This is a genomic window from Citrobacter sp. KTE151 (assembly GCF_000398845.1).
Taxonomy (GTDB): Bacteria; Pseudomonadota; Gammaproteobacteria; order Enterobacterales; family Enterobacteriaceae; genus Citrobacter; species Citrobacter braakii.
In genome coordinates this window covers 579,605-605,257 of record NZ_KB976063.1, presented here as the reverse complement: position 1 = coordinate 605,257, position 25,653 = coordinate 579,605, and the positions used below count along the sequence as shown (strand labels likewise).

Sequence of the window (25,653 nt, the reverse complement as noted above, 5' to 3'; positions counted from 1 at the left end):
CGATGATGTAATAAGATTCGGGCCTGTTTTTCTGGAGATTATGCATGGTTTACAGCCAAATCCGCTTCTGAAACACCGGTCACCAGTTTTACCATTTCGCGTTCTATTCCCTGCTCCAACATGGTTTGCGCTATACGCAATGCCGCTTCTTGTTTTCCTTGTTGTAGTCCTTGTTGTAGTCCTTCCTGTAATCCATCTAACCGTAACCGCTCTGCAATAGTCATCAGCCTCTCCTTGTGTTGGGGGATCCGTTGTGTCATCTCTTGCATAAACTCATTAAAGCGAGATTCATCGCCAGATTGTAGAATGTAATTAAACATCGCTTGTAATTGCGTGTCATTAGCGCATCCAGTAAGTAGCAGCGTGGTCAGTTGCTCTACCAGCCCCATCAAATCCCGCCGACGGATATGTTTTTGCATTAATTCCAGCAGCGCCATTCGCCTGTGAGCCATGATCTCATCATCGGGTACCACCGTTATGTCCACCAACGGAAATGCGCTGGAATAAAGTTCTCTTGCCGCCACGGAGTCGGCAAAGGCATCCAGCCAGCACAACGAGTACGGATAGGGGCTTCGGCAGCCATGATAAAACAGCATCGGTATCACCAGCGGCAGCTCCTTATGCCCTGCGTCCAGATGGCGCTGCATCGCCGCCATCGCATAACGCAACAGACGAAAAGCCATATGCGGCTCGGCTGAACTTTGATGCTCTAAAACCACATAGATATAACCGTCGCCGTCGCGTGTGTGCAAAGACCAGAGCACGTCGGAGTAGCGCGAACGTAAATCCGCTTCAATAAAGCTTTCTGACTCCAGCTTCAGCGAATTCAAATCGCAAAGCGTCCGCAGTTCAGCTGGCAGGTGAATGTCGAGAAAATCCCGCGCAGTTTCGGGATGATGTAAAAACGTTTTAAACACCGCATCGTGCGGTGTGGATGTCGTTGGCGTTGTCATTAATTTCCGTCATCTGAATGAAGATGACGGAAATTTACTGCTGAGGGAAAACTTATGCAGCAGGGTATTCACGGTACTGAGAGCACGTTTCAGCGCTAATAGCTCCCGACTGCAACATGTTCATTCTGCTGGAAGGCATTACGCAGAAATCCGTCACATACTTATCCCTTGCGCGCCGCCTCATAGGCCGCCAGCGTCGCCAGTCTTGCCTGTTTATGATCGACAATCGGATGAGGATAGTTAAGCGTAACCTGCGCTTTTTCAGCCCACGTCCACGGATCATGAATGGCTTTACCCGGCACATCGCGTAGTTCCGGCAGCCACTGGCGGATAAACTCGCCGTCGCGGTCAAATTTTTCGCCCTGAGTCGTGGGGTTAAAGATACGGAAATACGGTGCGGCGTCGGTCCCGGTTGAGGCCGCCCACTGCCAGCCGCCGTTATTGGCCGCCAGATCGCCATCGATCAGTTGCGACATAAAATATTGCTCGCCTTTACGCCAGTCGATCAGCAGATCTTTCACTAAAAAACTGGCTGTAATCATGCGTAATCGATTATGCATCCAGCCCGTGGCGTTGAGCTGACGCATCGCCGCATCCACAATCGGGTATCCCGTGTTCCCTGTTTGCCAGGCATGCAAATGTGCCGGATTATTCTGCCATTGCACGCGATCGGTCCAACGGATAAACGGTTGATGCCGACACAGCGCCGGATGGTAAGTCATCAGATGACGATAAAATTCACGCCAGATAAGTTCGTTCAGCCAGACGCTGCCTTCCCCTCCTTCAAGCGCCTGCGGCTGCTCCGCGAGCAGTCGATTCAGGCACTGGCGCGGCGACAATCCCCCTGTCGCCAGGCTCGCGGATAATCGACTGGTACCATCAACCGCGGGGAAATCACGCCGTTGCTCATATTCTCTCGCGGCCTGCTGGCAAAACTGGCGTAATTGCGCGATAGCCAGTTTTTCTTCTGCCACAAACCGCTGCGCATCAAAATCTTGCTGCGGATAGCTCAGCGTTATTGATGTTAACGGAGCGTCAAGAGCGCCGCTTTCTCTCACCTTCGGCGCGCTAACGCATTCTGGAATACCCTCTTTAATCCGCTTCAGCCAGGCATTTTTAAACGGTGTAAAGACTTTATACATTTCGTGATTGCCGGTCATGACCGCCCCCGGAGGCAAGATCACGCTGTCGTCAACCCCTTCACACACCACATGGGGTAATGCCTTCTCAACGGCGACATCACGCTGACGTTCGTTTATTTCGTATTGATAGTTATAAAACAATCGGCTGACGCTATGCTGTGCGCAGACGTTTTTGACGGTTTCCACGCTGGCCGCAAAATCTGCGACTTCATCAAACAGAAGCGGGATGCCTTTTTCCGCCAGCGCCGTCTGCAACGCATTCAACTGCGCACTCACAAATGCCGCCTGACGTGGGGCCATTTCGTGCGCCTTCCACTGCTCAGGAGTATAGATATATAGCGCGATGACCTGCGCAGTACGATCCCGACAAGCCGCCGCCAGCGCGAGGTTGTCATGCAGACGTAAATCACGTCGAAACCAGACCAGATGGGTGGTCATAATACTCCCGGATATAAATTAATCATTGCCACTCGTTATCTATTACACCGACAAGTGTAGACGTCGGCGCATAAAAAAAACCGCCACATTACTGTGAGCGGTTTTCTTGAGCAAGAACGATAACTTAGTAGAAATCGCAGGTGGCTTTTTCAGCCTGCTCCATCCACACCGGTTTATCACTGGTTTTAGACCAGACGCGGTGCAGGTAGCTGTAAAAACGAGCGCGGTCTTTCCAGAACAGCATGACCGGTAGCGCCAGCACGCCCGCCACTACGGCAAAGGTACGGCGCAAGAAAACAATGTGTGCTGGATATTCTTTATAAAAGTCCATAATCCTCTCCCATATATCTGTTCGGTGAATAGCACCGGAAAAATAAACTTGGTTAACTGATGAAAATAATACCGCCTTGTGTGTAATTTTGCTACTCATCCGACCACTTATTTTTATCTATTGATGCTCCGTTTAGCATAAAACCGTAATTAAGTTACATAAAGGTTAAATTAATACTAACCATTAGTTAAATAATGGTTTTTGCCATTTTTATACTTTTTTTACACCCCACCCGCTGATTTTTGCGAAATCTTTGCAAGCAAAAACCTACGCTCTGGTTATCACATTTATGCCACTGGAGGTGCACTGTGAGTGCAGGCGTGATAACCGGCATTGTGCTGGTCTTTTTATTATTAGGTTACCTGGTCTATGCCCTGATCAATGCGGAGGCGTTCTGATGGCAGCCCAAGGATTTTTACTCATTGCCAGTTTCTTGCTGGTGCTATTTGTCATCGCCAGACCGTTGGGATTTGGGCTGGCTCGACTGATCAACAATACGCCCCTGCCGGGTCTGGTTGGCGCGGAGCATTTACTCTGGCGCGGTCTGGGCATCTCGCAGCAGGAGATGAACTGGCGGCAGTATCTGCTGGCTATCCTCGCTCTCAATGCGCTGGGCCTGCTGGTCCTGTTTTCGATGCTGATGGCGCAAAACCTGCTACCGTTAAATCCCCAGCAACTGCCAGGGCTTTCGTGGGATCTGGCGCTCAACACGGCGGTGAGTTTTGTCACTAATACCAACTGGCAATCCTATGCTGGCGAAACCACCTTAAGCTATTTCAGCCAGATGGCCGGGTTGACCGTGCAGAATTTCCTGTCTGCGGCGACCGGAATTGCGGTGATTTTTGCCCTGACCCGCGCTTTCACACGCCAGAGTATGAACACCCTGGGCAACGCCTGGGTCGATCTGGTTCGCATTACGCTGTGGATCCTCGTCCCCATTGCGTTGCTCATTGCCCTGTTCTTCATTCAGCAAGGCACATTGCAAAACATATTGCCCTATCAGCCCATCACCACCCTTGAAGGGGTGAAACAGCTGCTGCCAATGGGGCCAGTCGCCTCACAGGAAGCGATTAAGATGCTCGGCACTAACGGAGGGGGGTTCTTTAACGCTAACTCATCGCATCCGTTTGAAAACCCAACCGCACTGACCAATCTGGTACAGATGCTGGCTATTTTCTTAATTCCCACCGCGCTGTGTTTTGCCTTTGGGGATGTGGTGGGCGATCGTCGTCAGGGGCGGACCTTACTGTGGGCCATGTCACTGATTTTTGTGGTCTGCGTTGCCGTCGTGATGTGGGCCGAAGTTCAGGGCAACCCGCACCTGATGGCATTCGGTGCCGACAGCAATATCAACATGGAGGGCAAGGAGAGCCGCTTTGGCGTGCTGGCCACGAGTCTCTTTTCCGTCGTCACCACAGCAGCATCCTGCGGGGCTGTCGATGCGATGCATGACTCCTTTACCGCACTGGGCGGCATGGTACCTATGTGGCTGATGCAGATTGGTGAAGTGGTCTTCGGCGGTGTGGGTTCAGGTCTGTACGGCATGCTGCTGTTCGTGCTGCTGGCGGTATTTATCGCCGGGTTAATGATTGGCCGTACGCCGGAGTATCTGGGTAAGAAAATCGACGTGCGCGAAATGAAAATGACCGCGCTGGCGATTCTGGTCACCCCTACGCTGGTCCTGCTCGGTACAGCGATCGCCATGATGAGCGATGCCGGGCGCAGCGCCATGCTTAATCCAGGTCCTCACGGGTTTAGTGAAGTCCTGTATGCCGTGTCGTCTGCCTCGAACAACAACGGTAGCGCCTTTGCCGGATTAAGCGCCAATAGCCCGTTCTGGAACTGCCTGCTGGCCCTGTGCATGTTCTTCGGTCGCTTCGGCGTGATCATCCCCGTGATGGCTATTGCCGGGTCGCTGGTCAGTAAAAAGATCCAGCCAGCAAGCCCAGGCACGCTACCTACCCACGGCGCGCTGTTTGTCGGGTTGTTAATCGGTACGGTGTTACTGGTTGGCGCTCTCACCTTTGTTCCTGCCCTGGCGCTTGGCCCGGTCGCAGAATACCTGTCATTACACTGAGTGATGCGGAGCACATTACTATGAGTCGCAAGCAACTGGCGCTGTTCGAACCCTCTCTGGTCGCACAGGCGCTGATGGACGCAGTGAAAAAATTAAGCCCACATACCCAGTGGCGTAACCCGGTGATGTTTATCGTCTGGCTGGGCAGTTTGTTAACAACCCTGTTAACGGTGGCGATGGCAACAGGTCATATGCAGGGCAGCCCGTGGTTTACCGGCGCGATAAGTCTGTGGCTGTGGATTACCGTTCTGTTCGCCAACTTCGCTGAGGCGCTGGCAGAAGGTCGCAGTAAAGCTCAGGCTAATAGCCTAAAAGGAGTCAAAAAAACCGCCTTTGCCCGTAAACTTCGCGAACCCAAATACGGCGCGGCAATGGATCACGTTCCTGCCGATGATTTACGGAAAGGGGATATCGTGCTGGTGGAAGCTGGCGATATTATCCCGTGTGACGGCGAGGTCATTGAAGGTGGCGCATCAGTAGATGAAAGTGCCATTACCGGTGAATCCGCGCCTGTGATTCGTGAATCCGGTGGCGATTTCGCCTCCGTCACCGGCGGGACCCGCATCCTCTCCGACTGGCTGGTTATCGAATGCAGCGTAAACCCCGGTGAAACGTTCCTCGACCGGATGATCGCCATGGTTGAAGGCGCGCAGCGGCGTAAAACGCCCAATGAAATCGCCCTGACGATCCTGCTGATTGCCCTGACCATTATCTTTTTGCTGGCGACCGCCACGCTATGGCCGTTTTCCGCCTGGGGTGGTAGTGCGGTCAGCATCACGGTGCTGGTTGCCTTGCTTGTGTGTTTGATCCCTACAACGATAGGTGGGCTGCTCTCAGCGATTGGCGTCGCCGGGATGAGCCGCATGCTGGGCGCAAATGTCATCGCTACCAGCGGACGTGCAGTAGAGGCGGCAGGTGACGTAGACGTACTGCTGCTGGATAAAACAGGCACCATTACGCTGGGTAACCGTCAGGCTTCGGATTTTCTGCCCGCCCACGGCGTGGACGAAAAAACGCTGGCCGACGCCGCACAGCTTTCATCGCTGGCCGATGAAACGCCGGAAGGCCGCAGCATCGTGATCCTGGCAAAACAGCGCTTTAATCTGCGTATTCGCGACGTGCAATCGCTGCACGCTACCTTTGTGCCGTTTACCGCCCAAAGCCGGATGAGCGGCATCAACATCGACAACCGAATGATCCGCAAAGGGTCGGTCGATGCCATTCGTCGGCACGTTGAAGCCAACGGCGGCCACTTTCCCGCCGATGTGGAGCAGAAGGTCGAAAGCGTCGCTCGCCTTGGCGCAACGCCGCTGGTGGTTGCCGAAGGCTCCCACGTACTGGGCGTGATTGCGCTGAAAGATATTGTGAAAGGCGGGATCAAAGAACGTTTTGCTCAACTGCGCAAAATGGGGATTAAAACGGTGATGATCACCGGCGATAACCGCCTGACCGCTGCTGCGATCGCCGCTGAGGCCGGAGTGGATGACTTCTTAGCTGAAGCCACGCCGGAAGCCAAGCTGGCGCTGATTCGTCAGTATCAAGCGGAAGGTCGTCTGGTGGCAATGACCGGCGATGGAACCAATGACGCTCCAGCCCTGGCGCAGGCCGACGTTGCGGTCGCCATGAACTCGGGAACTCAGGCAGCGAAAGAAGCAGGTAACATGGTGGATCTCGACTCCAACCCCACCAAACTGATTGAAGTAGTGCACATTGGTAAACAAATGCTGATGACGCGCGGTTCGCTGACCACTTTCAGTATTGCCAACGACGTCGCGAAGTATTTCGCTATTATCCCGGCCGCCTTCGCCGCCACCTATCCGCAACTCAATGCGCTGAACGTGATGGGACTGCATTCGCCAGACTCGGCGATCCTCAGCGCGGTTATCTTTAACGCGCTGGTTATCGTCTTTCTGATCCCGCTGGCGCTAAAAGGCGTGAGCTACAAACCTTTGTCCGCATCCGCGATGTTGCGCCGCAATTTGTGGATCTATGGTCTGGGCGGTTTGGTTGTGCCGTTTATCGGTATCAAAGCGATTGATTTACTACTGACCCTGCTGGGTCTGGTGTGAGGTTTCAGATGAGTGGATTACGTCCTGCATTATCAACATTGATTTTCCTGATGCTTATCACCGGCGGGGCTTACCCGTTGCTGACGACCGCGCTGGGGCAGTGGTGGTTTCCCCACCAGGCTAACGGTTCGCTTCTTAGCGAAGGTCAGGTTGTTCGCGGCTCAGAGCTCATCGGGCAACATTTTACCGCTGCCGGTTATTTTCAGGGGCGTCCGTCTGCCACAGCTGAAATGCCCTATAATCCAATGGCTTCAGGCGGCAGTAATCTGGCAGCCAGCAACCCGGAACTGGATAAACAGCTGCAAAGCCGGATTGCCGCACTGCGTGCCGCCAACCCGCAGGCCAGTCCTGCCGTCCCGGTAGAGCTGGTAACAGCTTCTTCCAGCGGGCTGGATAACAACCTGACGCCAGCCGCGGTGGCCTGGCAAATTCCCCGCGTGGCGCAGGCTCGCAACCTCAGCGTTGAAGAGGTTACGCGGTTGGTTGCACAATATACGCACAAGCCGTTGGTCAGTTTTATCGGTCAGCCGGTGGTGAACCTGGTGGAACTTAATTTAGCGCTGGATAAGCACTGAGAAAAAGGACATGCATAACGAACCCTTACGCCCCGACCCCGATCGCCTGCTGGAGCAGACCACGGCCCCGCACCGGGGAAAACTGAAAATTTTCTTCGGTGCCTGTGCTGGCGTCGGCAAAACCTGGGCCATGCTGGCAGAGGCCCAGCGACTGCGGGCGCAAGGGTTAGATGTGCTGATTGGCGTGGTGGAAACCCATGGACGCAAAGAGACCGCCGCGCTGTTGGACGGCCTCAGCATCTTGCCGCTAAAGCGACAAGCGCGTCACGGCCGCCATATCAATGAGTTCGATCTCGACGCGGCGCTGGCCCGCCGTCCGGCGCTCATTTTGATGGATGAACTGGCGCACAGTAATGCGCCAGGCTCACGGCATCCTAAGCGCTGGCAGGACATTGAAGAGCTGCTGGAAGCCGGGATTGATGTCTTTACTACCGTTAACGTGCAGCATCTGGAAAGTCTCAATGACGTGGTCAGCGGCGTTACCGGCATTCAGGTTCGTGAAACCGTACCCGACCCTTTTTTCGATGCCGCCGACGATGTGGTGCTGGTCGATCTCCCCCCCGACGATTTACGCCAGCGCCTGAACGAAGGCAAGGTCTATATCGCCGGTCAGGCTGAAAGAGCAATCGAGCATTTCTTTCGCAAAGGTAATCTGATCGCGCTACGTGAACTGGCCCTGCGCCGCACGGCTGATCGGGTAGACGATCAGATGCGCGCCTGGCGAGGACGTCCGGGAGAAGAGAAAGTCTGGCATACCCGCGACGCTATTTTACTGTGCATTGGGCACAATACCGGCAGCGAAAAACTGGTACGCGCCGCCGCACGTCTGGCGGCGCGTCTCGGCAGCGTCTGGCATGCGGTGTATGTCGAAACGCCCGCGCTGCACCGACTGCCCGAAAAACAACGCCGCGCAATTTTAAGCGCTCTGCGGCTGGCTCAGGAGTTAGGCGCAGAAACAGCCACCCTGTCCGATCCCGCCGAAGACAAAGCGGTAGTCCACTATGCCCGTGAGCATAATCTGGGAAAAATTGTGCTCGGGCGTCCGACTACGCGTCGCTGGTGGCGTAGCGATTCCTTTGCCGACAAACTCGCTCATCGCGCACCGGATCTCGACCTGATGATTGTTGCGCTCAATGAACCCCCTTCACGCCCTGTGCTGCAAACAGCTGATAGTCGCACCTTTAAGGATAAATGGCGGGTACAAATTCAGGGTTGTGTGGTTGCCGTTGCGCTGTGCGCCATCATTACGCTAATCGCCATGCAGTGGCTAATGGCCTTTGACGCCGCCAACCTGGTGATGATCTATTTATTGGGTGTGGTGGTTATCGCACTCTTTTACGGACGCTGGCCGTCAGTGCTGGCAACCTTTATTAACGTCGCCAGCTTCGATCTCTTCTTTATTGCCCCACGCGGGACGCTGGCCGTTTCAGACGTTCAGTATCTGCTCACCTTTGCCGTAATGCTAACGGTAGGGCTGGTTATTGGTAATCTGACCGCCGGGGTGCGTTATCAGGCGCGGGTTGCGCGTTATCGTGAACAGCGTACGCGTCATTTGTATGAGATGTCGAAAGCGCTGGCCGTCGGTCGGAGTCAGACGGATATCGCCGCCACCAGTGAACAGTTTATCGCTTCAACGTTTCAGGCCCGCAGCCAGGTTTTACTGCCCGGTGAGAACGGCAAGCTGGCCCCGCTCACCCATCAACAGGGCATGACGCCGTGGGATGACGCCATTGCCCAATGGAGCTTTGACAAAGGGCAACCGGCCGGTGCAGGCACCGACACGTTACCGGGCGTGCCGTATCAGATTTTACCGTTAAAAAGCGCCGATAAAACGCATGGGCTGCTGGTAGTCGAACCGGGAAATTTACGCCAGCTTATGATCCCCGAACAGCAACGCCTGCTGGAAACCTTCACTCTACTGGTAGCCAGTGCGCTGGAGCGCCTGACGCTGACCGCCAGCGAAGAGCAGGCGCGGTTTGCCAGCGAGCGCGAAAGCATTCGCAACGCCCTGCTCGCTGCTCTGTCCCACGATTTGCGCACGCCGTTGACGGTGTTGTTCGGTCAGGCGGAAATCTTAACGCTGGATCTGGCCAGCGAGGGATCGCCGCACGCGCGCCAGGCCAGTGAGATTCGCCAGCACGTTCTGAATACTACCCGACTGGTTAATAACCTGCTGGATATGGCGCGAATTCAGTCTGGCGGCTTTAATCTTAAGAAGGAGTGGTTAACGCTGGAAGAGGTGGTCGGCAGCGCCCTGCAGATGCTGGAGCCCGGTCTCTCTGCCCCAATAAATCTGTCGTTACCTGAACCGTTAACACTGATTCACGTCGATGGTCCGCTCTTTGAACGGGTGCTGATTAACCTGCTGGAAAACGCCGTCAAATACGCGGGTCCACAGGCACAAATCGGTATTGATGCCAGCGTCGATGGCGCACATCTGCAACTGGACGTCTGGGATAATGGGCCGGGTATTCCGTCGGGTATGGAACAGCGCGTTTTTGACAAATTTTCCCGGGGAAATAAAGAGTCATCGGTACCCGGCGTTGGGCTGGGGCTGGCAATTTGTCAGGCTATTGTGGACGTGCACGGCGGTACTATTTCGGTCCACAATCGCGCGCAAGGAGGAGCCTGTTTTCGTGTTACACTGCCCCAGGAAATTCCCCCTGAACTTGAAGATTTTCATGAGGATATGTGACGAACGTACTGATTGTTGAAGATGAACATGCCATTCGCCGCTTTCTGCGCACCGCGCTGGAAGCCGATGGCCTGCGTGTATATGAAGCGGAAACGCTGCAACGTGGTCTGTTGGAAGCCGCCACGCGAAAACCCGATCTCATCATTCTCGATCTCGGCCTGCCGGACGGCGACGGCATTGATTTTATTCGCGACCTGCGACAATGGAGCGCGATTCCGGTGATTGTGCTTTCAGCCCGCAGTGAGGAAAGCGATAAAATTGCTGCGCTGGATGCCGGTGCCGATGACTATCTCAGTAAACCCTTTGGTATTGGCGAGCTACAGGCGAGATTGCGCGTGGCATTGCGTCGCCACGCCAGCGGTGCGTCTCCCGAACCGGTGGTACATTTTTCCAACGTCAAAGTGGATATTGCCGCACGCCTCGTTCACCGAGGTGACGAGGAAATTCATTTGACGCCGATTGAGTTTCGCCTGTTAGCGGTTCTGCTAAATAATGCCGGGAAGGTACTGACGCAACGCCAGTTGTTAAATCAGGTTTGGGGACCAAACGCCGTCGAACACAGTCATTATCTACGTATTTATATGGGACACCTGCGCCAGAAGCTGGAACTGGACCCGGCCCGTCCGCGTCATTTTCTGACCGAAACCGGAATTGGCTATCGGTTTATGCCGTGAATTCTTATTCATTTTTTCTGATTAATTAATAAATATATTTTTCATTACTCACTCCACTGCATAATACTTATTATGCAGCCAGTAGAATATTGTAAAAAAATAATAAAACACAAATAAATAACACACAAACAACAAAGCAGCATCTTGTCTCGCACTATGCATAAATGGCGACTAAATATTTTATAAACGATCGTTTTTTATTGATCTTCTTCACAGTTCATAGCCATTTCCTGGATAAAATACCCGCACCTTCCACTTATCCAGTAAAGGTAACTAAAATGGAAAATAATAGCCGTACAATGCCACATATAAGGCGAACAACGCATATTATGATGTTTGCCCACCGCAACAGTTTCGACTTTCATTTCTTTAATGCCCGTTAGTCTTCCGACTAAGGGCACTCAAGTATACAGGTCTTCCTGACTCTCTGTATCGCAGGTTAACGCCTGTATCCGCAGTGCTCTCCCTGCATAACCCTGTATTACCTGTGACCGGACCGGTTAGGGTTTATTGCATCTTCAAAAAAGCAATTTACTGATTTATTTATCAGCGGTATTACTTTGCTTTTTTTTCCGGAGTTATCAATTTCTCATTTGAGAAATTGAGGACCTGCTATTACCTAAAAATAAAGAGATGAAAATGTCAGAATTAAAAATTGCCGTAAGCCGTTCCTGTCCTGATTGTTTTTCTACGCAGCGTTCTTGCGTAAATATCGATGAAAGTAATTTTATTGATGTTGCTGCTATCGTGTTATCCATCAATGATATTGAACGTGGAAAACTCGATGAAATTGGCGCCACCGGCTATGGGATTCCTGTTTTTATCGCCACTGAAAATGAAGAACGTGTTCCATCTGAACATCTGCCGCGGATTTCAGGTGTATTTGAATGTAATGAAGCCCGTACCGCCTTTTATGGCCGGCAGTTAGAAACCGCCGCCAGCCATTATGAAACACAGTTACGTCCGCCGTTCTTCCGTGCGCTTGTCGACTATGTCAATCAGGGCAACAGCGCTTTTGATTGTCCTGGTCATCAGGGAGGCGAGTTTTTCCGTCGCCATCCTGCGGGTAATCAGTTTGTCGAATATTTCGGCGAAACACTTTTCCGCTCCGATTTGTGTAATGCCGATGTCGCAATGGGTGATCTGCTGATTCACGAAGGCGCTCCCTGCATCGCACAACAGCACGCAGCTAAAGTTTTCAACGCGGATAAGACCTACTTTGTACTGAACGGGACCTCCTCATCGAACAAAGTGGTGCTTAACGCATTGCTCACCCCAGGCGATCTGGTGTTATTCGACCGCAACAACCACAAGTCAAACCACCACGGCGCGTTATTGCAGGCCGGGGCAACGCCGGTATATCTGGAAACCGCGCGTAACCCGTACGGCTTTATCGGCGGGATCGACGCGCACTGCTTTGAAGAAGGCTATCTACGTGAACAGGTGAGTGAAGTTGCGCCACAACGTTCGAAAGATGAGCGTCCATTCCGTCTGGCAGTGATTCAGTTAGGTACCTACGACGGCACAATCTATAACGCCCGTCAGGTGGTGGATAAGATCGGTCATCTGTGCGACTACATCCTGTTTGACTCCGCGTGGGTTGGCTATGAGCAGTTTATTCCGATGATGGCCGATTGCTCTCCGCTGTTGCTGGATCTTAACGAAAATGACCCCGGCATTCTGGTCACCCAGTCAGTGCACAAACAACAGGCAGGCTTCTCTCAGACTTCGCAGATCCACAAAAAAGACAGCCATATTAAAGGCCAGTCTCGCTACGTGCCTCATAAACGAATGAATAACGCGTTCATGATGCACGCCTCCACCAGCCCGTTCTATCCGCTCTTTGCCGCACTGGACATCAACGCCAAAATGCATGAAGGCGTCAGCGGGCGCAACATGTGGATGGACTGCGTCGTCAACGGAATTGATACTCGTAAGTTGATCCTGGAAAACTGCCACCATATCCGCCCGTTCGTGCCGGAGATAGTAGAGGGTAAACCGTGGCAGGCTTATCCCACCGCTGTAATCGCCAGCGACCTGCGTTTCTTCCATTTTGTCCCCGGTGAACACTGGCATGCTTTTGAAGGGTATGCCGAACACCAGTACTTTGTGGATCCATGCAAATTGCTGCTCACCACTCCGGGTATTAATGCACGTAACGGCGAATACGATACCTTCGGTGTTCCGGCTACCATTCTGGCTAACTTCCTGCGCGAAAATGGTGTGGTGCCCGAAAAATGCGACCTCAACTCCATCCTGTTCCTGCTGACCCCCGCAGAAGATATGGCGAAGTTGCAGCAGCTTGTCGCCCTGCTGGTACGTTTCGAAAAACTGCTGGAAGCCGATGCCCCGCTAGCCGAGGTTCTGCCCTCGATCTACAAGCAGCATGAAGCCCGTTACGCCGGTTACACCCTGCGCCAGCTGTGCCAGGAGATGCACGATTTGTATGCGCGTCACAACGTGAAGCAGCTACAGAAAGAGATGTTCCGTAAGGCACATTTCCCGCGCGTCAGCATGAATCCCCAGGATGCCAATTATGCATATCTGCGTGGTGAAGTTGAACTGGTGCGTCTGCCGGACGCTGAAGGTCGCATCGCGGCAGAAGGCGCGCTGCCTTATCCTCCGGGCGTGCTGTGTGTGGTTCCGGGTGAAATCTGGGGCGGTTCAGTATTACGTTACTTCAGCGCACTGGAAGAAGGAATCAATTTGCTACCGGGTTTTGCGCCTGAACTCCAGGGTGTCTACATCGAAGAACACGACGGTCGTAAACAGGTGTGGTGCTACGTGATTAAGCAACAAAGCGCGCAACACGCTCTGTTGAAAGGGGAAATGTTATGAGCAAAGCCAAATCCAACAAAATGGGCGTCGTCCAGCTCACCATCCTGACCATGGTTAATATGATGGGATCCGGAATCATCATGTTGCCCACCAAGCTTGCGGAAGTCGGTACTATCTCGATCATCTCGTGGCTGGTGACTGCTGTCGGTTCAATGGCGCTGGCCTGGGCCTTCGCAAAATGCGGTATGTTCAGCCGTAAATCCGGTGGTATGGGTGGTTACGCTGAATACGCCTTTGGCAAATCCGGTAACTTTATGGCGAACTACACTTATGGCGTTTCGCTGTTAATCGCCAACGTGGCTATCGCCATCTCCGCCGTTGGCTACGGTACCGAGCTGTTTGGCGCCACACTGACACCGGTGCAGATTGGCCTGGCAACCATTGGTGTACTGTGGATCTGTACCGTGGCTAACTTTGGCGGTGCGCGCATTACCGGGCAGATCAGCAGCATCACCGTTTGGGGCGTCATTATTCCGGTTGTCGGTCTGTGTATCATCGGCTGGTTCTGGTTCAGTCCGACGCTGTACGCTAACTCCTGGAATCCACACCACGTCCCGTTCTTCACGGCTGTCGGCTCTTCCATTGCGATGACCTTGTGGGCTTTTCTGGGTCTGGAATCGGCCTGCGCCAACGCTGAAGTGGTAGACAACCCGGAACGCAACGTGCCCATCGCCGTATTGGGCGGTACGCTGGGCGCGGCGGTGATTTACATCATCTCCACCAACGTGATAGCCGGGATTGTGCCGAATATGGATCTGGCGAACTCTACGGCACCGTTCGGTTTAGCCTTTGCACAAATGTTCACCCCGGAAGTCGGTAAGGTGATCATGGCGCTGATGGTGATGTCCTGCTGCGGTTCACTGCTGGGCTGGCAGTTCACTATCGCTCAGGTATTCAAATCGTCGGCTGATGGGGGTTACTTCCCTAAAATCTTCTCCCGCGTGACCAAAGTAGACGCGCCGGTACAGGGGATGCTGGCTATCGTGATCATCCAGAGTGGTTTATCGCTGATGACTATCAGCCCGTCACTGAACAGTCAGTTCAACGTGCTGGTCAACCTGGCGGTGGTGACAAACATCATTCCGTATATTCTGTCGATGGCCGCGCTGGTAATTATTCAAAAAATGGCGAATGTTCCGTCATCAAAAGCGAAACCGGCGAACTTCGTGGCGTTTGTTGGCGCATTGTACAGCTTCTATGCGCTCTACTCCTCTGGCGAAGAAGCAATGCTTTATGGTTCTATCGTGACCTTCCTCGGCTGGACGCTGTATGGCCTGGTATCACCGCGTTTTGAACTGAAAAATAACCATAGTTAAATCCTGGCATAAAAAAGCCCGGTAGCGCTAACGCTTACCGGGCCTACAAAACGCGTCAGTACAAACAAGACTTACGCGTTTTTCAGCACTTCGCTGACAATCTCAACGGCTTCTTTTTCGATCTGCTTGCGATGTTCTTCACCAAGGAAGCTCTCGCAGTAGATTTTATAGGCGTCTTCAGTACCTGACGGACGCGCAGCAAACCAGCCGTTGTCAGTCATCACCTTCAGACCGCCGATAGAAGCACCGTTACCCGGTGCCGCCGTCAGACGTGCCGTGATCGGATCGCCCGCCAGCGTGCTGGCACTCACCATTTCCGGAGACAGCTTAGACAGCGCCGCTTTCTGCGCGGAGGTCGCGCTTGCCTGCAGGCGGTTGTAGCTTGGCGCGCCGAAGCGGGCTGCCAGTTCGTTGTAGTGCTCTTGCGGATTCTTACCAGTCACTGCGGTAATTTCTGCCGCCAGCAGGCACATGATGATGCCGTCTTTGTCGGTTGACCACGGTGTACCGTCAAAACGCAGGAAAGAAGCGCCCGCGCTCTCTTCACCACCAAAGCCAAAGCTGCCGTCAAACAGACCGTCAACGAACCACTTAAAGCCAACCGGAACTTCGACCAGTTTACGCCCTAAATCATTCACTACGCGGTCAATCATCGCCGAAGAGACCAGCGTCTTACCAACGGCAACGTCTTTGCCCCACTGCGGACGATGCTGGAACAGGTAGTTGATCGCCACCGCCAGGTAGTGGTTCGGATTCATCAGGCCCGCCGGGGTGACGATACCGTGACGGTCGTAGTCTGGATCGTTGGCAAAGGCCAGATCGAACTTGTCACGCAAAGCCAATAGTCCCGCCATCGCGCACTCAGAGGAGCAGTCCATACGGATTGCGCCATCTTTGTCGAGATGCATAAAGCGGAAAGTCTGATCAACGTGATCGTTAACGATAGTCAGGTTCAGGTTGTAGTGCTTGGCAATACGCTTCCAGTATTCGATACCGGAACCGCCAAGCGGATCGACGCCCAGCGTCAGGCCCGCTTTCTGGATCGCCGCCATGTCGACGATGTCGGCCAGTCCTTCAACAAACGGCTGAACCAGGTCCTGCTCTTTTACATGACCAGATGCCAGTGCAGCATCCAGCGACATACGCTTCACGCCTTGCAGACCATCAGCCAGCAGAGCGTTAGCCCTGTCTTCCACTACTTTGGTGACGTTAGTATCTGCCGGACCACCGTTTGGCGGGTTGTATTTAATGCCACCATCTTCCGGCGGATTGTGGGACGGCGTGATCACAATGCCGTCAGCCAGCGGGCCGCCTTTTTTGTTGTGGACCAGGATAGCATTCGACACGGCAGGGGTTGGCGTAAAGCCGTTATTTTCCTGCACGATGACGTCCACGCCGTTCGCTGCCAGCACTTCCAGTACAGAGATAAAAGCCGGTTCAGACAGCGCGTGGGTATCCTTGCCCACATAGCACGGGCCAGTGATCCCGTTTTTCGCACGTTCTTCAGCAATCGCCTGAGCGATAGCCAGAATATGCGGCTCGTTAAAACTATGACGACCTGCACTGCCGCGATGTCCGGACGTACCGAACTTGACGGCGTGCTCAGCGTTCCCTGCCGTTGGTTTCAGTACATAGTACTGTGCCGTCAGTTGGGCGACGTTAATCAAATCACTCTGTTGCGCAGGTTGACCTGCACGGTTGTGGATTGCCATTGCCTGGTCCTTCTAATGCAAGGATTAAATTGTTCCGCAAACCTTTTCAATCAATTCCGCAGGGAATTGCATTGACTGCATGATGTGCTCAACCATGCTGCATTTACGGCCGGTATTGGTATTGGTGATCACCCAGTACGGCGTGCCTGGCACGTGTTTCGGTTTGGTTTGATTACCATTTTTCAGCAGCGTCTGTTCATCTGCTGCAAAATAAACGCGCGTACGACCATGCAACGATTCCGTTGCTTCGGCGAACGCGTTTTGATCCAGTGAATAGAGTGTAGACAGCACCAGCATAAAGCGATTTACTGCTTTCTTCTGCTCCGCATATTCGTCGGACAGCAGCAGTTCACGCATTGCGCGCACTTTATCTTTTACGGGGTTAACCGGCTTCGCTTCCACGACAGCTTGCACAGCGCGGACTTCTTTTACTACCGGAGTGACAGGCTGTGATGCGGCGGAAAACTTCAACATACGCCGTAAAATGTCGGATGCGCTCTCGCCGATATGCTTGGTGTGGCTGGCAATATAGCTATAGAGTTCATCATCAACTTCAATCGTTTTCATCTTAATCCAGTGCAGTGTTTAGCTGAATACAAGTTGTTGGGGTCAACACGCGTAGTGTAAAGGCAAATCCCAACAGCGGATAGCGTCAAGCCTGGTGGCTGGCAAAACTCAGAGTAACCGTAGTTGTTGCAGCCATGTGGCAGAATGGTCAACATGATACCCTAACCCGTGAGTGTGAAAAAAAGAACTTTGCCATGAAATTGAATATCCGAGCGCAATCTGCGCAAAACCTGCACAATAATTCTCCCATCGTCCTGGTGCACGGCCTGTTTGGCAGTCTGGATAACCTGGGGATCCTGGCGCGCGATCTGGTGGCCGATCACGATATCATCCAGGTTGATATGCGAAATCATGGCCTCTCCCCGCGTTCACCTGTAATGAATTATCCGGCCATGGCGCAAGATCTGCTGGATACGCTGGACGATCAACAGATCGAAAAAGCGATCTTTATTGGTCACTCGATGGGCGGCAAAGCCGTCATGGCGTTAACCGCGTTGGCCCCGGAACGTGTCGAACGGTTGGTAGCCATCGACATTGCCCCCGTTGACTATCATGTTCGCCGTCACGATGAGATTTTTGCTGCCATTAACGCAGTAACTGACGCGCAGTCCTCTTCGCGTCAGCAGGCGGCGAGCGTCATGCGCCAGCATCTGCAAGAGGAAGGCGTGATCCAGTTTCTGCTCAAATCCTTCGTGGACGGCGAATGGCGCTTTAATGTTCCCGTGCTGTGGGAGCAATATCCTCATATTGTCGGCTGGGAGACCATCCCGGCGTGGGAACACCCGGCGCTGTTTATCCCCGGTGGCAACTCACCTTATGTTACCGAAGCGTATCGCGAACAATTGCTGGCGCAATTCCCGCAGGCTCGGGCGCACGTTATTGCAGGCGCGGGCCATTGGGTGCATGCGGAAAAACCGGAGGCGGTACTGCGCGCCATCCGTCGTTATCTGAGCGAACAGGCTAACTGATTAAAAACTCAGCGTCTGCGCGTGATTACGCGCGTGGGCGTTGGCGTGTCTCCCCTGCTGATGTATTATGGCGGGCTATCCATCCGGGCAGACGCCTGGCTGATTGTTTCCCCGAAGTCACCAAGATCATGGCCAAAGAACAAACGGACCGTACGACATTAGATCTGTTCGCGCAGGAGCGTCGCCCGGGACGACCCAAAACTAATCCGCTCTCGCGTGATGAACAGTTACGTATTAACAAACGTAATCAGCTTAAACGCGATAAAGTTCGCGGGCTTAAGCGTGTCGAACTGAAACTGAACGCTGATGCTGTTGACGCTCTGAACGAGCTGGCCGAGGCGCGCAACATGAGTCGCAGTGAACTCATCGAAGAGATGCTGATGAACCAACTCAGCGCATTGCGCGGTCAGGCTTAGTCTGAATTTCTGCTCTAAATCATAAATCGTGTAGCACAGAGTGCAGTCCTGCGTGTTTGCTGTTTCCGCATGCCTGACTGTTCTGCTATGATTGCCCTTATCCGTGGGCAATGCGCCACCACCATTTCAATAAGTTTCAAGAGGTTATTTTACTCATGGCAATCACTGGCATCTTTTTCGGCAGCGACACCGGTAACACCGAAAACATCGCAAAAATGATTCAAAAACAGCTTGGTAAAGACGTTGCCGATGTACATGACATTGCAAAAAGCAGCAAAGAAGACCTCGAAGGGTATGACATTTTGCTGCTCGGCATTCCAACCTGGTACTACGGTGAAGCGCAGTGTGACTGGGACGATTTCTTCCCTACCCTCGAAGACATTGATTTTAACGGCAAACTGGTTGCATTGTTCGGCTGCGGCGACCAGGAAGATTACGCAGAATATTTCTGCGATGCGTTGGGTACAATTCGCGACATCATCGAACCACGCGGCGCAACCATCGTCGGTCACTGGCCAACGGCGGGTTATCACTTTGAAGCGTCCAAAGGCCTGGCTGACGACGACCACTTTGTGGGTCTGGCCATTGATGAAGATCGCCAGCCTGAATTGACCGCCGAACGCGTAGAAAAATGGGTTAAGCAGATCTCTGAGGAGCTGCACCTCGACGAAATCATCAATGCCTGATTTTGTGTGGCGCAGATTTCCATCTGCGCCACATCAATAGATAAAACCAATCAAAATAATTGCTACAAATTTGTAACTTTTTCGTCTGACCCTGTACAATGGCCGGATGCCAATCGGGTATTGCACAGTGTGTTTGTCGGCGATACCACGTTTTGATTAACAATATATGCCAGAGACTTGCAGTTTTCATTTAGCCATGGCAGTTCTATAATGAATCGCATTATCTCAAGTGCAATTTCTGTCACTTCTGTTAATGAAGTGAATCGTTTAGCTACAGGACAGATTCCGCATGACTGACAACAATACCGCATTAAAGAAGGCTGGCCTGAAAGTAACGCTTCCTCGTTTAAAAATTCTGGAAGTTCTTCAGGAACCGGATAACCATCACGTCAGTGCGGAAGACTTATACAAACGTCTGATCGATATGGGTGAAGAAATTGGTCTGGCGACCGTGTATCGCGTGCTGAACCAGTTTGATGATGCCGGTATCGTGACCCGCCATAATTTTGAAGGTGGTAAATCCGTCTTCGAACTGACTCAACAGCATCATCACGATCACCTCATCTGCCTCGACTGCGGCAAAGTGGTCGAGTTCAGCGATGATTCCATCGAGGCGCGCCAGCGTGAGATTGCGGCTAAACATGGTATTCGTTTAACCAACCATAGCCTCTATCTTTACGGTCACTGCGCCGAAGGCGATTGCCGCGAAGATGAGCATGCTCACGACGGTAAATAATGTGATGCTTTCTGAAAAGCCAACCATTCGGTTGGCTTTTTTTATGGGCGTTATCACCCCTTTTCCCCTTCCCTCCACTTCTGTGTTGCTTTAATGTAAAATCAATAGTCCCTTCCCGGAGAGTCGAAATGGAACTTCGCCAGCTACGCTATTTTGTTCGCATTGTAGAAACCGGCAGCATGGGTAGCGCGGCGCTCGATCTCAATATTGGGGTTTCGGCACTCAGCCAGCAAATGTCCCGCCTGGAAAACGAACTCGCTATTCGCCTGCTGCAGCGCACCTCGCGTGGCGTGACGCCCACCAGCGCCGGACTGGCTTTTTACTCCCAGGCGCAGCTGGCGCTCCGCCACGCAGACGATGCAATCCTCGCCGCGCGAGAGTCCCGGCTTTCCGGGCACGTCAGCGTCGGTATGGCCCCCAGTACCGCTTCCGTTCTCGGCATGCCTTTTATTAACGCCATGCGGGAAAGCTATAGTGATGTCCGCCTGCATGTGGTGGAAAGCCTCTCTGGCAACCTGGAACGGATGATTAATACCCGCCAGATTGATCTGGCCGTGGTATTTCAAAAAGAAAAGATCCTGCGCTGGAGCGCAAGACCGATTCTCGAAGAGCGCCTGTTTTTGATTGGGACTCATGCCTTACTGGCCGATATTGCCGATGACAATATTGCGCCAGCCCAGCTGGCAAGTATCCCATTGATAATGCCCAGCCCAGGCCACGGTCTGCGCGGCAGGCTGGAAGCAATTTGTCAGGAACACGCGCTGCGCATTGAGATCGCCACAGAAATTGATGGTCTGGCGCTGCTAATGCGCGCCGTTCGCAGTGGAATCGGCGCTACTCTCCAGCCCGGCGCGGCGATTTCCCATCTAGATAAAGAGACGCTAAGAGTGATCGGCGTCCATAATCCAATACTGAGTCGCCCCAACTTTCTGGTCAGCCTTTCTGATGATGAGCTCACCCCCGCGGGCCTCGCCGCCCGCGTCATGCTAACAAAAGTGATGCATCAACTGGTGGAAGCAGGAAGCTGGCCAGGCGCCATCCTTTACAATAACTAAAGCCCTCTTTAGCACTTCGTCATAGCGCCCGCACAAGCTGTGCGTATACATTTTAATTACAAATTTAACAATTAGTTAAATGGTAATGGAGTATACGATGGTTGATGTTCTGGTGATTGGCGGTGGCAATGCCGCGTTATGTGCTGCCCTAACCGCCCGGGAGCAAGGAGCTTCGGTACTCCTGCTCGAAGCGGCTCCACGGGAATGGCGCGGGGGAAATTCTCAACACACGCGTAATCTGCGCTGTATGCATGACGCGCCGCAGGATGTGCTGGTGGAAAGCTATCCTGAAGAGGAGTTCTGGCAGGATCTGCGGCGCGTCACCGAGGGAAATACTAACGAAGCCCTGGCGCGTCTGGTGATCCGCACCTCTTCACAATGCCGCGACTGGATGCGCCAACACGGCGTTAATTTTCAACCTCCTCTCTCCGGTGCTTTACACGTAGCGCGAACCAACGCCTTTTTTATGGGGGGCGGGAAAGCCCTCGTGAATGCCTATTATCGCAGCGCAGAAAAGTTAGGCGTGCAAATCCGCTACAACACACCGGTGCAGGCGCTTGAACTGCATAACGGTGAGTTTGTGGCAGCGCTGGCAGGCGAAGAGCGCATAACCGCTAAGTCCTGCGTGCTTGCCGCTGGCGGATTTGAGTCAAACCGCGAATGGCTGCGCGAAGCCTGGGGAGAGAACGCCCGCGGCGAGTGGCCTGCGGATAACTTCCTGATTCGCGGCACGCGCTTTAATCAGGGCGTACTGCTTAAATTTATGATGGATGCCGGGGCGGACATCATCGGCGAACCCTCCCAGTCACACTGCGTAGCCATTGATGCCAGAGCGCCATTATATGACGGCGGGATTTGCACCCGCGTGGACTGCGTTTCACTCGGCATAGTAGTCAACCGTGACGCAGAACGTTTTTATGATGAAGGCGAAGATTTCTGGCCCAAACGCTACGCCATCTGGGGACGCCTGGTCGCCCAACAGCCAGGACAGATTGGCTATTCCATTATCGACAGTAAAGCCATCGGCCACTTTATGCCACCGGTATTCCCCGGCGCACAGGCGAATACGCTGGCGGAGTTGGCGCATCAGTTGGGGTTGGATGCCGAACGCTTTACCCACACCGTGACGGCGTACAACAACGCCTGCCAGCCAGGTCAGTTCGACCATACCGTCCTGGACAACTGCACGACGAAGAAGTTAACCCCCGCGAAAACACACTGGGCGCGACCGCTGGACCAGCCACCTTACTACGGCTATGCCCTGCGGCCAGGGATCACCTTCACCTATCTTGGGTTAAAAGTGAACGAACGCGCTGCCGTACACTTTGCCGGGCAGCCAAGCCGCAACCTGTTCGTCGCCGGAGAGATGATGGCGGGCAACGTGTTGGGCAAGGGTTACACCGCTGGCGTGGGCATGTCGATCGGGACAACCTTTGGCCGCATTGCCGGAAAAGAAGCCGCGCTGGCAGCACGTAAGGAGGCACGTCATGAAGCAGCTTGAGAAACTGATCATCGAAGCACAAATTATCACCGAGCCGGAAGCAGAAGTTGAACGTGTGATGCAGGTCTGTAATGCCTGCCGCTATTGTGAAGGTTTTTGCGCCGTGTTCCCGGCAATGACTCAGCGCCTGGAATTCGGTAAAGCGGATATCAATTATCTGGCTAACTTGTGCCATAACTGCGGCGCCTGCCTGCACGCGTGTCAGTATGCCCCACCTCATGAATTTGCCATCAACGTACCGAAGGCGATGGCGAAAGTGCGGCTCGAAACCTATCAGCACTACGCGCAACCCGCCGCCTTTGGCGCGCTTTATCGTCGCGCAGGCATCACCGTGACGCTGGCACTGGTTTTCGGTCTGATCCTGTTTTTACTCCTCGCCATGAGTTTAAAGGGCTCGTTATTCCATCCTCCGCTGGCCGGGGATTTTTATCAAATTTTCCCGCATAACCTGCTCGCATGGATGTTTGGTTCGGTATTTATTCTGGCGATAGGTCTGCTGATGGCGGGCGTTCTCCGCTTCTGGCGCGAAATCTCTCCGGGTGTACCGCGTTCCGCTGAAATTGCTGAAGCCTCGCACAATGCGCTGACGCTGAAGTATCTCGATGGTGGGCATGGCAAAGGTTGTAACGAGGCAGATGATGCCTTCACCCTGATGCGCCGCCGTTTCCATCACTTCACCTTCTACGGTTTTATGCTCGACTTTGCCGCCACCGTGGTGGCAACGGGCTATCACTACTTTGCAGGTATAGAAGCGCCCTATCCGTTCTTCAGCGTTCCGGTAATGCTAGGCACGTTGGGCGGCATTGGCCTGGTTGTCGGCCCAGCTGGCTTACTATGGCTCAATTTTAAGCGCTCACCGCAGCATGGCGACGCACGGCAAAAACCGATGGATCGCGGTTTTATTTTGCTGCTGCTCCTGACCAGTCTGACCGGTTTAGCGCTGCTGGCGGGAAGAGACACCTCCTGGATGGCTATTTTGCTCGCCATTCACCTCGGCGTGGTCATGGCGCTCTTTCTGACCATTCCTTATGGAAAATTTGCCCACGGATTTTACCGCTGCGCAGCCTTACTCAAGTGGGCGATTGAGAAACGGCGCGGCAAACAGGCGGGGGTCGCAGGCGACTAACCCGCAAACTCTTACCTCTATAAATATTATGATAAGACAGTGGAGCAAACCCAATGACACAACAACCATCGCGCGCCGGAACTTTCGGCGCAATACTGCGGGTAACCAGCGGTAATTTCCTCGAACAGTTTGACTTTTTTCTGTTCGGTTTTTACGCCACCTATATCGCAAAGACCTTCTTTCCTGCAGAGAGTGAATTTGCCGGGCTAATGTTAACTTTCGCCGTGTTTGGTTCAGGTTTCTTAATGCGGCCTGTTGGCGCAATTGTGCTGGGTGCTTATATCGACAGAATTGGTCGCCGTAAAGGACTGATGGTGACGCTGGCGATTATGGGCTGCGGTACCCTGCTGATTGCCCTGGTACCTGGTTATCACAGTATTGGTCTGCTGGCCCCTGTCCTGGTATTACTCGGCCGATTATTACAGGGCTTTTCTGCAGGGGTGGAGCTGGGCGGCGTCTCGGTTTATCTTTCTGAAATCGCCACCCCTGGCAATAAAGGCTTCTACACCAGCTGGCAGTCCGCCAGTCAACAGGTCGCCATTGTGGTGGCGGCTCTGATTGGTTACGGCCTGAACGCCACCCTGGGACACGATGAGATCTCTGAATGGGGCTGGCGTATTCCATTCTTTATTGGTTGCATGATTATTCCTTTGATCTTCGTGCTCCGCCGCTCGCTTCAGGAAACAGACGCCTTTTTACAACGTACGCACCGTCCCGACACCAGGGAAATTTTTACTACCATCATCAAAAACTGGCGTCTCATCGCTGCGGGTACGCTGCTGGTGGCGATGACCACAACGACGTTCTACTTTATTACCGTCTACACACCGACCTACGGTAGGGCTGTACTTCACCTGAGCGCTCGCGACAGCCTGATCGTCACCATGCTGGTCGGTATTTCTAATTTTATCTGGCTGCCGATTGGCGGGGCGATTTCTGACCGAATTGGTCGTCGTCCGGTGTTGATGGGGATTACCATCCTTGCACTGATCACCACCTGGCCGGTTATGCACTGGCTCACCGCAGCGCCAGATTTCACGCGCATGACGCTGGTCCTGCTTTGGTTCTCGTTCTTTTTTGGTATGTACAACGGGGCAATGGTCGCCGCACTCACCGAGGTGATGCCTGTCTATGTGCGTACGGTGGGCTTTTCACTGGCATTCAGTCTTGCCACGGCGATTTTTGGCGGCCTTACGCCAGTCATCTCCACAGCGCTGGTCCAGCTAACCGGGGATAAAAGCTCACCGGGATGGTGGCTGATGTGTGCGGCACTTTGCGGGCTCGCCGCCACGGCAATGCTGTTTGTCCGGCTGAGTCGGAGTTATCAACCGGTGGAATATAAACCCTGAAATGCAAACGGGCGGAAAACTCTCCGCCCGTTGTCTGTTTCATTTTTCGATTTACTGCGCAGTATTCTTGCTACGAATTTTCTGCCAGACCTTGTCGCAATCAGCATTAACGGACTGACCATTACCCGTGCGCGTGGCCTGGATGCATTGCTGATAATCCAGTACGCGTACGCTTTCTTCATTGGCAAACTGCTGATGCTGCTTTTCTTTCTTCAGCACATTCAACACGCTTTGGCAGGCTTCGATTTTCTCCGGCGATCCTTGCGCGGTAGTAATGCACGCGCTGTAGGCTTCTTTCAGACGACTGTCTTCTTTTGGTGCCGGGGATTGCGCGCAAGCCACCAGCCCGGATGCCATAACAGCGATGAGTATCAGTTTTTTCATAGCACTTTCCTCAACGATGCGGCAGGCGCCCGGCCTGCCGCTGTT

Annotated in this window: 24 protein-coding genes; 18 read left to right on the top strand and 6 right to left on the bottom strand. The window is 53.4% G+C overall.

Annotated elements, in window-relative coordinates; genetic code table 11:
• Nucleotides 1-38: 38 nt before the first annotated feature.
• From WC7_RS18510 to WC7_RS18520, 3 genes are all read right to left on the bottom strand, one after another.
• The gene (locus tag WC7_RS18510; RefSeq protein WP_016152271.1) at nucleotides 39-953 is read right to left on the bottom strand and encodes an Rpn family recombination-promoting nuclease/putative transposase; all 915 of its coding nucleotides are present in this window, start codon (nucleotides 951-953) and stop codon (nucleotides 39-41) included.
• A gap of 161 nt (nucleotides 954-1,114) precedes the next feature.
• Entirely contained in the window at nucleotides 1,115-2,533 is a 1,419-nt protein-coding gene (gene phrB, locus WC7_RS18515; RefSeq protein WP_016152270.1) for a deoxyribodipyrimidine photo-lyase, read from the bottom strand.
• A gap of 124 nt (nucleotides 2,534-2,657) precedes the next feature.
• Nucleotides 2,658-2,864 (bottom strand): YbfA family protein, encoded by a 207-nt coding sequence (locus WC7_RS18520; RefSeq protein ID WP_003022870.1) that lies wholly within the window; start codon nucleotides 2,862-2,864, stop codon nucleotides 2,658-2,660.
• A 308-nt stretch (nucleotides 2,865-3,172) separates the two neighbouring features.
• Here WC7_RS18520 and kdpF point away from each other — a divergent pair, with 308 nt between their 5' ends.
• The 9 genes from kdpF to potE all read left to right on the top strand — a co-directional run bounded on the left by kdpF (nucleotide 3,173) and on the right by potE (nucleotide 15,108).
• Nucleotides 3,173-3,262 carry a K(+)-transporting ATPase subunit F gene (gene kdpF, locus WC7_RS0124385; RefSeq protein ID WP_001670793.1) on the top strand — a complete coding sequence of 30 codons (90 nt, stop codon included), beginning with the start codon at nucleotides 3,173-3,175 and terminating at the stop codon, nucleotides 3,260-3,262.
• Nucleotides 3,262-4,941 carry a potassium-transporting ATPase subunit KdpA gene (kdpA, locus tag WC7_RS18525; protein WP_016152269.1) on the top strand — a complete coding sequence of 560 codons (1,680 nt, stop codon included), beginning with the start codon at nucleotides 3,262-3,264 and terminating at the stop codon, nucleotides 4,939-4,941. The genes kdpF and kdpA overlap by 1 nt, the downstream gene beginning before the upstream one ends.
• Before the next feature lie 20 nt (nucleotides 4,942-4,961).
• Nucleotides 4,962-7,010, top strand: a complete 2,049-nt coding sequence (gene kdpB / locus WC7_RS18530) for a potassium-transporting ATPase subunit KdpB (protein ID WP_016152268.1) — start codon at nucleotides 4,962-4,964, stop codon at nucleotides 7,008-7,010.
• 8 nt (nucleotides 7,011-7,018) lie between these two features.
• Complete coding sequence (gene kdpC, locus WC7_RS18535; RefSeq protein ID WP_016152267.1) at nucleotides 7,019-7,585, top strand: potassium-transporting ATPase subunit KdpC; 567 nt, start codon at nucleotides 7,019-7,021, stop codon at nucleotides 7,583-7,585.
• Between the two features lie 10 nt (nucleotides 7,586-7,595).
• On the top strand, nucleotides 7,596-10,280 hold the full coding sequence (kdpD, locus tag WC7_RS18540) for a two-component system sensor histidine kinase KdpD (RefSeq protein WP_016152266.1): 2,685 nt from the start codon (nucleotides 7,596-7,598) through the stop codon (nucleotides 10,278-10,280).
• On the top strand, nucleotides 10,277-10,954 hold the full coding sequence (gene kdpE / locus WC7_RS18545) for a two-component system response regulator KdpE (RefSeq protein WP_016152265.1): 678 nt from the start codon (nucleotides 10,277-10,279) through the stop codon (nucleotides 10,952-10,954). Before kdpD ends, kdpE begins: the two co-directional genes overlap by 4 nt.
• A gap of 278 nt (nucleotides 10,955-11,232) precedes the next feature.
• Nucleotides 11,233-11,337 (top strand): leader peptide SpeFL, encoded by a 105-nt coding sequence (gene speFL / locus WC7_RS26590; protein ID WP_114149115.1) that lies wholly within the window; start codon nucleotides 11,233-11,235, stop codon nucleotides 11,335-11,337.
• Between the two features lie 256 nt (nucleotides 11,338-11,593).
• Complete coding sequence (speF, locus tag WC7_RS18550; RefSeq protein WP_016152264.1) at nucleotides 11,594-13,792, top strand: ornithine decarboxylase SpeF; 2,199 nt, start codon at nucleotides 11,594-11,596, stop codon at nucleotides 13,790-13,792.
• Nucleotides 13,789-15,108, top strand: coding sequence for a putrescine-ornithine antiporter (gene potE / locus WC7_RS18555; protein ID WP_016152263.1), 1,320 nt, complete (start codon nucleotides 13,789-13,791; stop codon nucleotides 15,106-15,108). Before speF ends, potE begins: the two co-directional genes overlap by 4 nt.
• Before the next feature lie 71 nt (nucleotides 15,109-15,179).
• Here the strand turns inward: potE and pgm are convergent, their stop codons facing one another.
• Nucleotides 15,180-16,820 carry a phosphoglucomutase (alpha-D-glucose-1,6-bisphosphate-dependent) gene (gene pgm / locus WC7_RS18560; RefSeq protein ID WP_016152262.1) on the bottom strand — a complete coding sequence of 547 codons (1,641 nt, stop codon included), beginning with the start codon at nucleotides 16,818-16,820 and terminating at the stop codon, nucleotides 15,180-15,182.
• Between the two features lie 24 nt (nucleotides 16,821-16,844).
• A complete protein-coding gene (seqA, locus tag WC7_RS18565) occupies nucleotides 16,845-17,387 on the bottom strand; it encodes a replication initiation negative regulator SeqA (protein WP_016152261.1) in 543 nt (180 codons plus the stop codon).
• 194 nt (nucleotides 17,388-17,581) lie between these two features.
• Between seqA and ybfF the strand changes: the two genes are divergently transcribed.
• The 9 genes from ybfF to WC7_RS18605 all read left to right on the top strand — a co-directional run bounded on the left by ybfF (nucleotide 17,582) and on the right by WC7_RS18605 (nucleotide 25,224).
• The gene (gene ybfF / locus WC7_RS18570) at nucleotides 17,582-18,355 is read left to right on the top strand and encodes an esterase (protein WP_032947058.1); all 774 of its coding nucleotides are present in this window, start codon (nucleotides 17,582-17,584) and stop codon (nucleotides 18,353-18,355) included.
• 128 nt (nucleotides 18,356-18,483) lie between these two features.
• The gene (gene ybfE / locus WC7_RS18575; RefSeq protein WP_003022842.1) at nucleotides 18,484-18,771 is read left to right on the top strand and encodes a LexA regulated protein; all 288 of its coding nucleotides are present in this window, start codon (nucleotides 18,484-18,486) and stop codon (nucleotides 18,769-18,771) included.
• 155 nt (nucleotides 18,772-18,926) lie between these two features.
• Nucleotides 18,927-19,457: a flavodoxin FldA gene (gene fldA, locus WC7_RS18580; RefSeq protein ID WP_003022839.1), complete on the top strand. Its 531-nt coding sequence runs from the start codon at nucleotides 18,927-18,929 to the stop codon at nucleotides 19,455-19,457.
• Between the two features lie 210 nt (nucleotides 19,458-19,667).
• A complete protein-coding gene (locus WC7_RS26585; RefSeq protein WP_049259739.1) occupies nucleotides 19,668-19,754 on the top strand; it encodes a ryhB-regulated fur leader peptide in 87 nt (28 codons plus the stop codon).
• A complete protein-coding gene (fur, locus tag WC7_RS18585) occupies nucleotides 19,747-20,193 on the top strand; it encodes a ferric iron uptake transcriptional regulator (RefSeq protein WP_003022836.1) in 447 nt (148 codons plus the stop codon). The genes WC7_RS26585 and fur overlap by 8 nt, the downstream gene beginning before the upstream one ends.
• Before the next feature lie 128 nt (nucleotides 20,194-20,321).
• Nucleotides 20,322-21,248 carry a tricarballylate utilization LysR family transcriptional regulator TcuR gene (gene tcuR / locus WC7_RS18590; RefSeq protein WP_016152259.1) on the top strand — a complete coding sequence of 309 codons (927 nt, stop codon included), beginning with the start codon at nucleotides 20,322-20,324 and terminating at the stop codon, nucleotides 21,246-21,248.
• A gap of 97 nt (nucleotides 21,249-21,345) precedes the next feature.
• On the top strand, nucleotides 21,346-22,749 hold the full coding sequence (tcuA, locus tag WC7_RS18595) for an FAD-dependent tricarballylate dehydrogenase TcuA (protein ID WP_016152258.1): 1,404 nt from the start codon (nucleotides 21,346-21,348) through the stop codon (nucleotides 22,747-22,749).
• Nucleotides 22,736-23,875, top strand: a complete 1,140-nt coding sequence (gene tcuB / locus WC7_RS18600; RefSeq protein WP_016152257.1) for a tricarballylate utilization 4Fe-4S protein TcuB — start codon at nucleotides 22,736-22,738, stop codon at nucleotides 23,873-23,875. Before tcuA ends, tcuB begins: the two co-directional genes overlap by 14 nt.
• A 53-nt stretch (nucleotides 23,876-23,928) precedes the next feature.
• The gene (locus WC7_RS18605) at nucleotides 23,929-25,224 is read left to right on the top strand and encodes an MFS transporter (RefSeq protein ID WP_016152256.1); all 1,296 of its coding nucleotides are present in this window, start codon (nucleotides 23,929-23,931) and stop codon (nucleotides 25,222-25,224) included.
• A gap of 51 nt (nucleotides 25,225-25,275) precedes the next feature.
• On the opposite strand, the gene chiQ is transcribed toward WC7_RS18605, so the two are convergent.
• A complete protein-coding gene (chiQ, locus tag WC7_RS18610) occupies nucleotides 25,276-25,608 on the bottom strand; it encodes a ChiQ/YbfN family lipoprotein (RefSeq protein ID WP_016152255.1) in 333 nt (110 codons plus the stop codon).
• Between the last annotated feature and the right edge of the window lie 45 nt (nucleotides 25,609-25,653).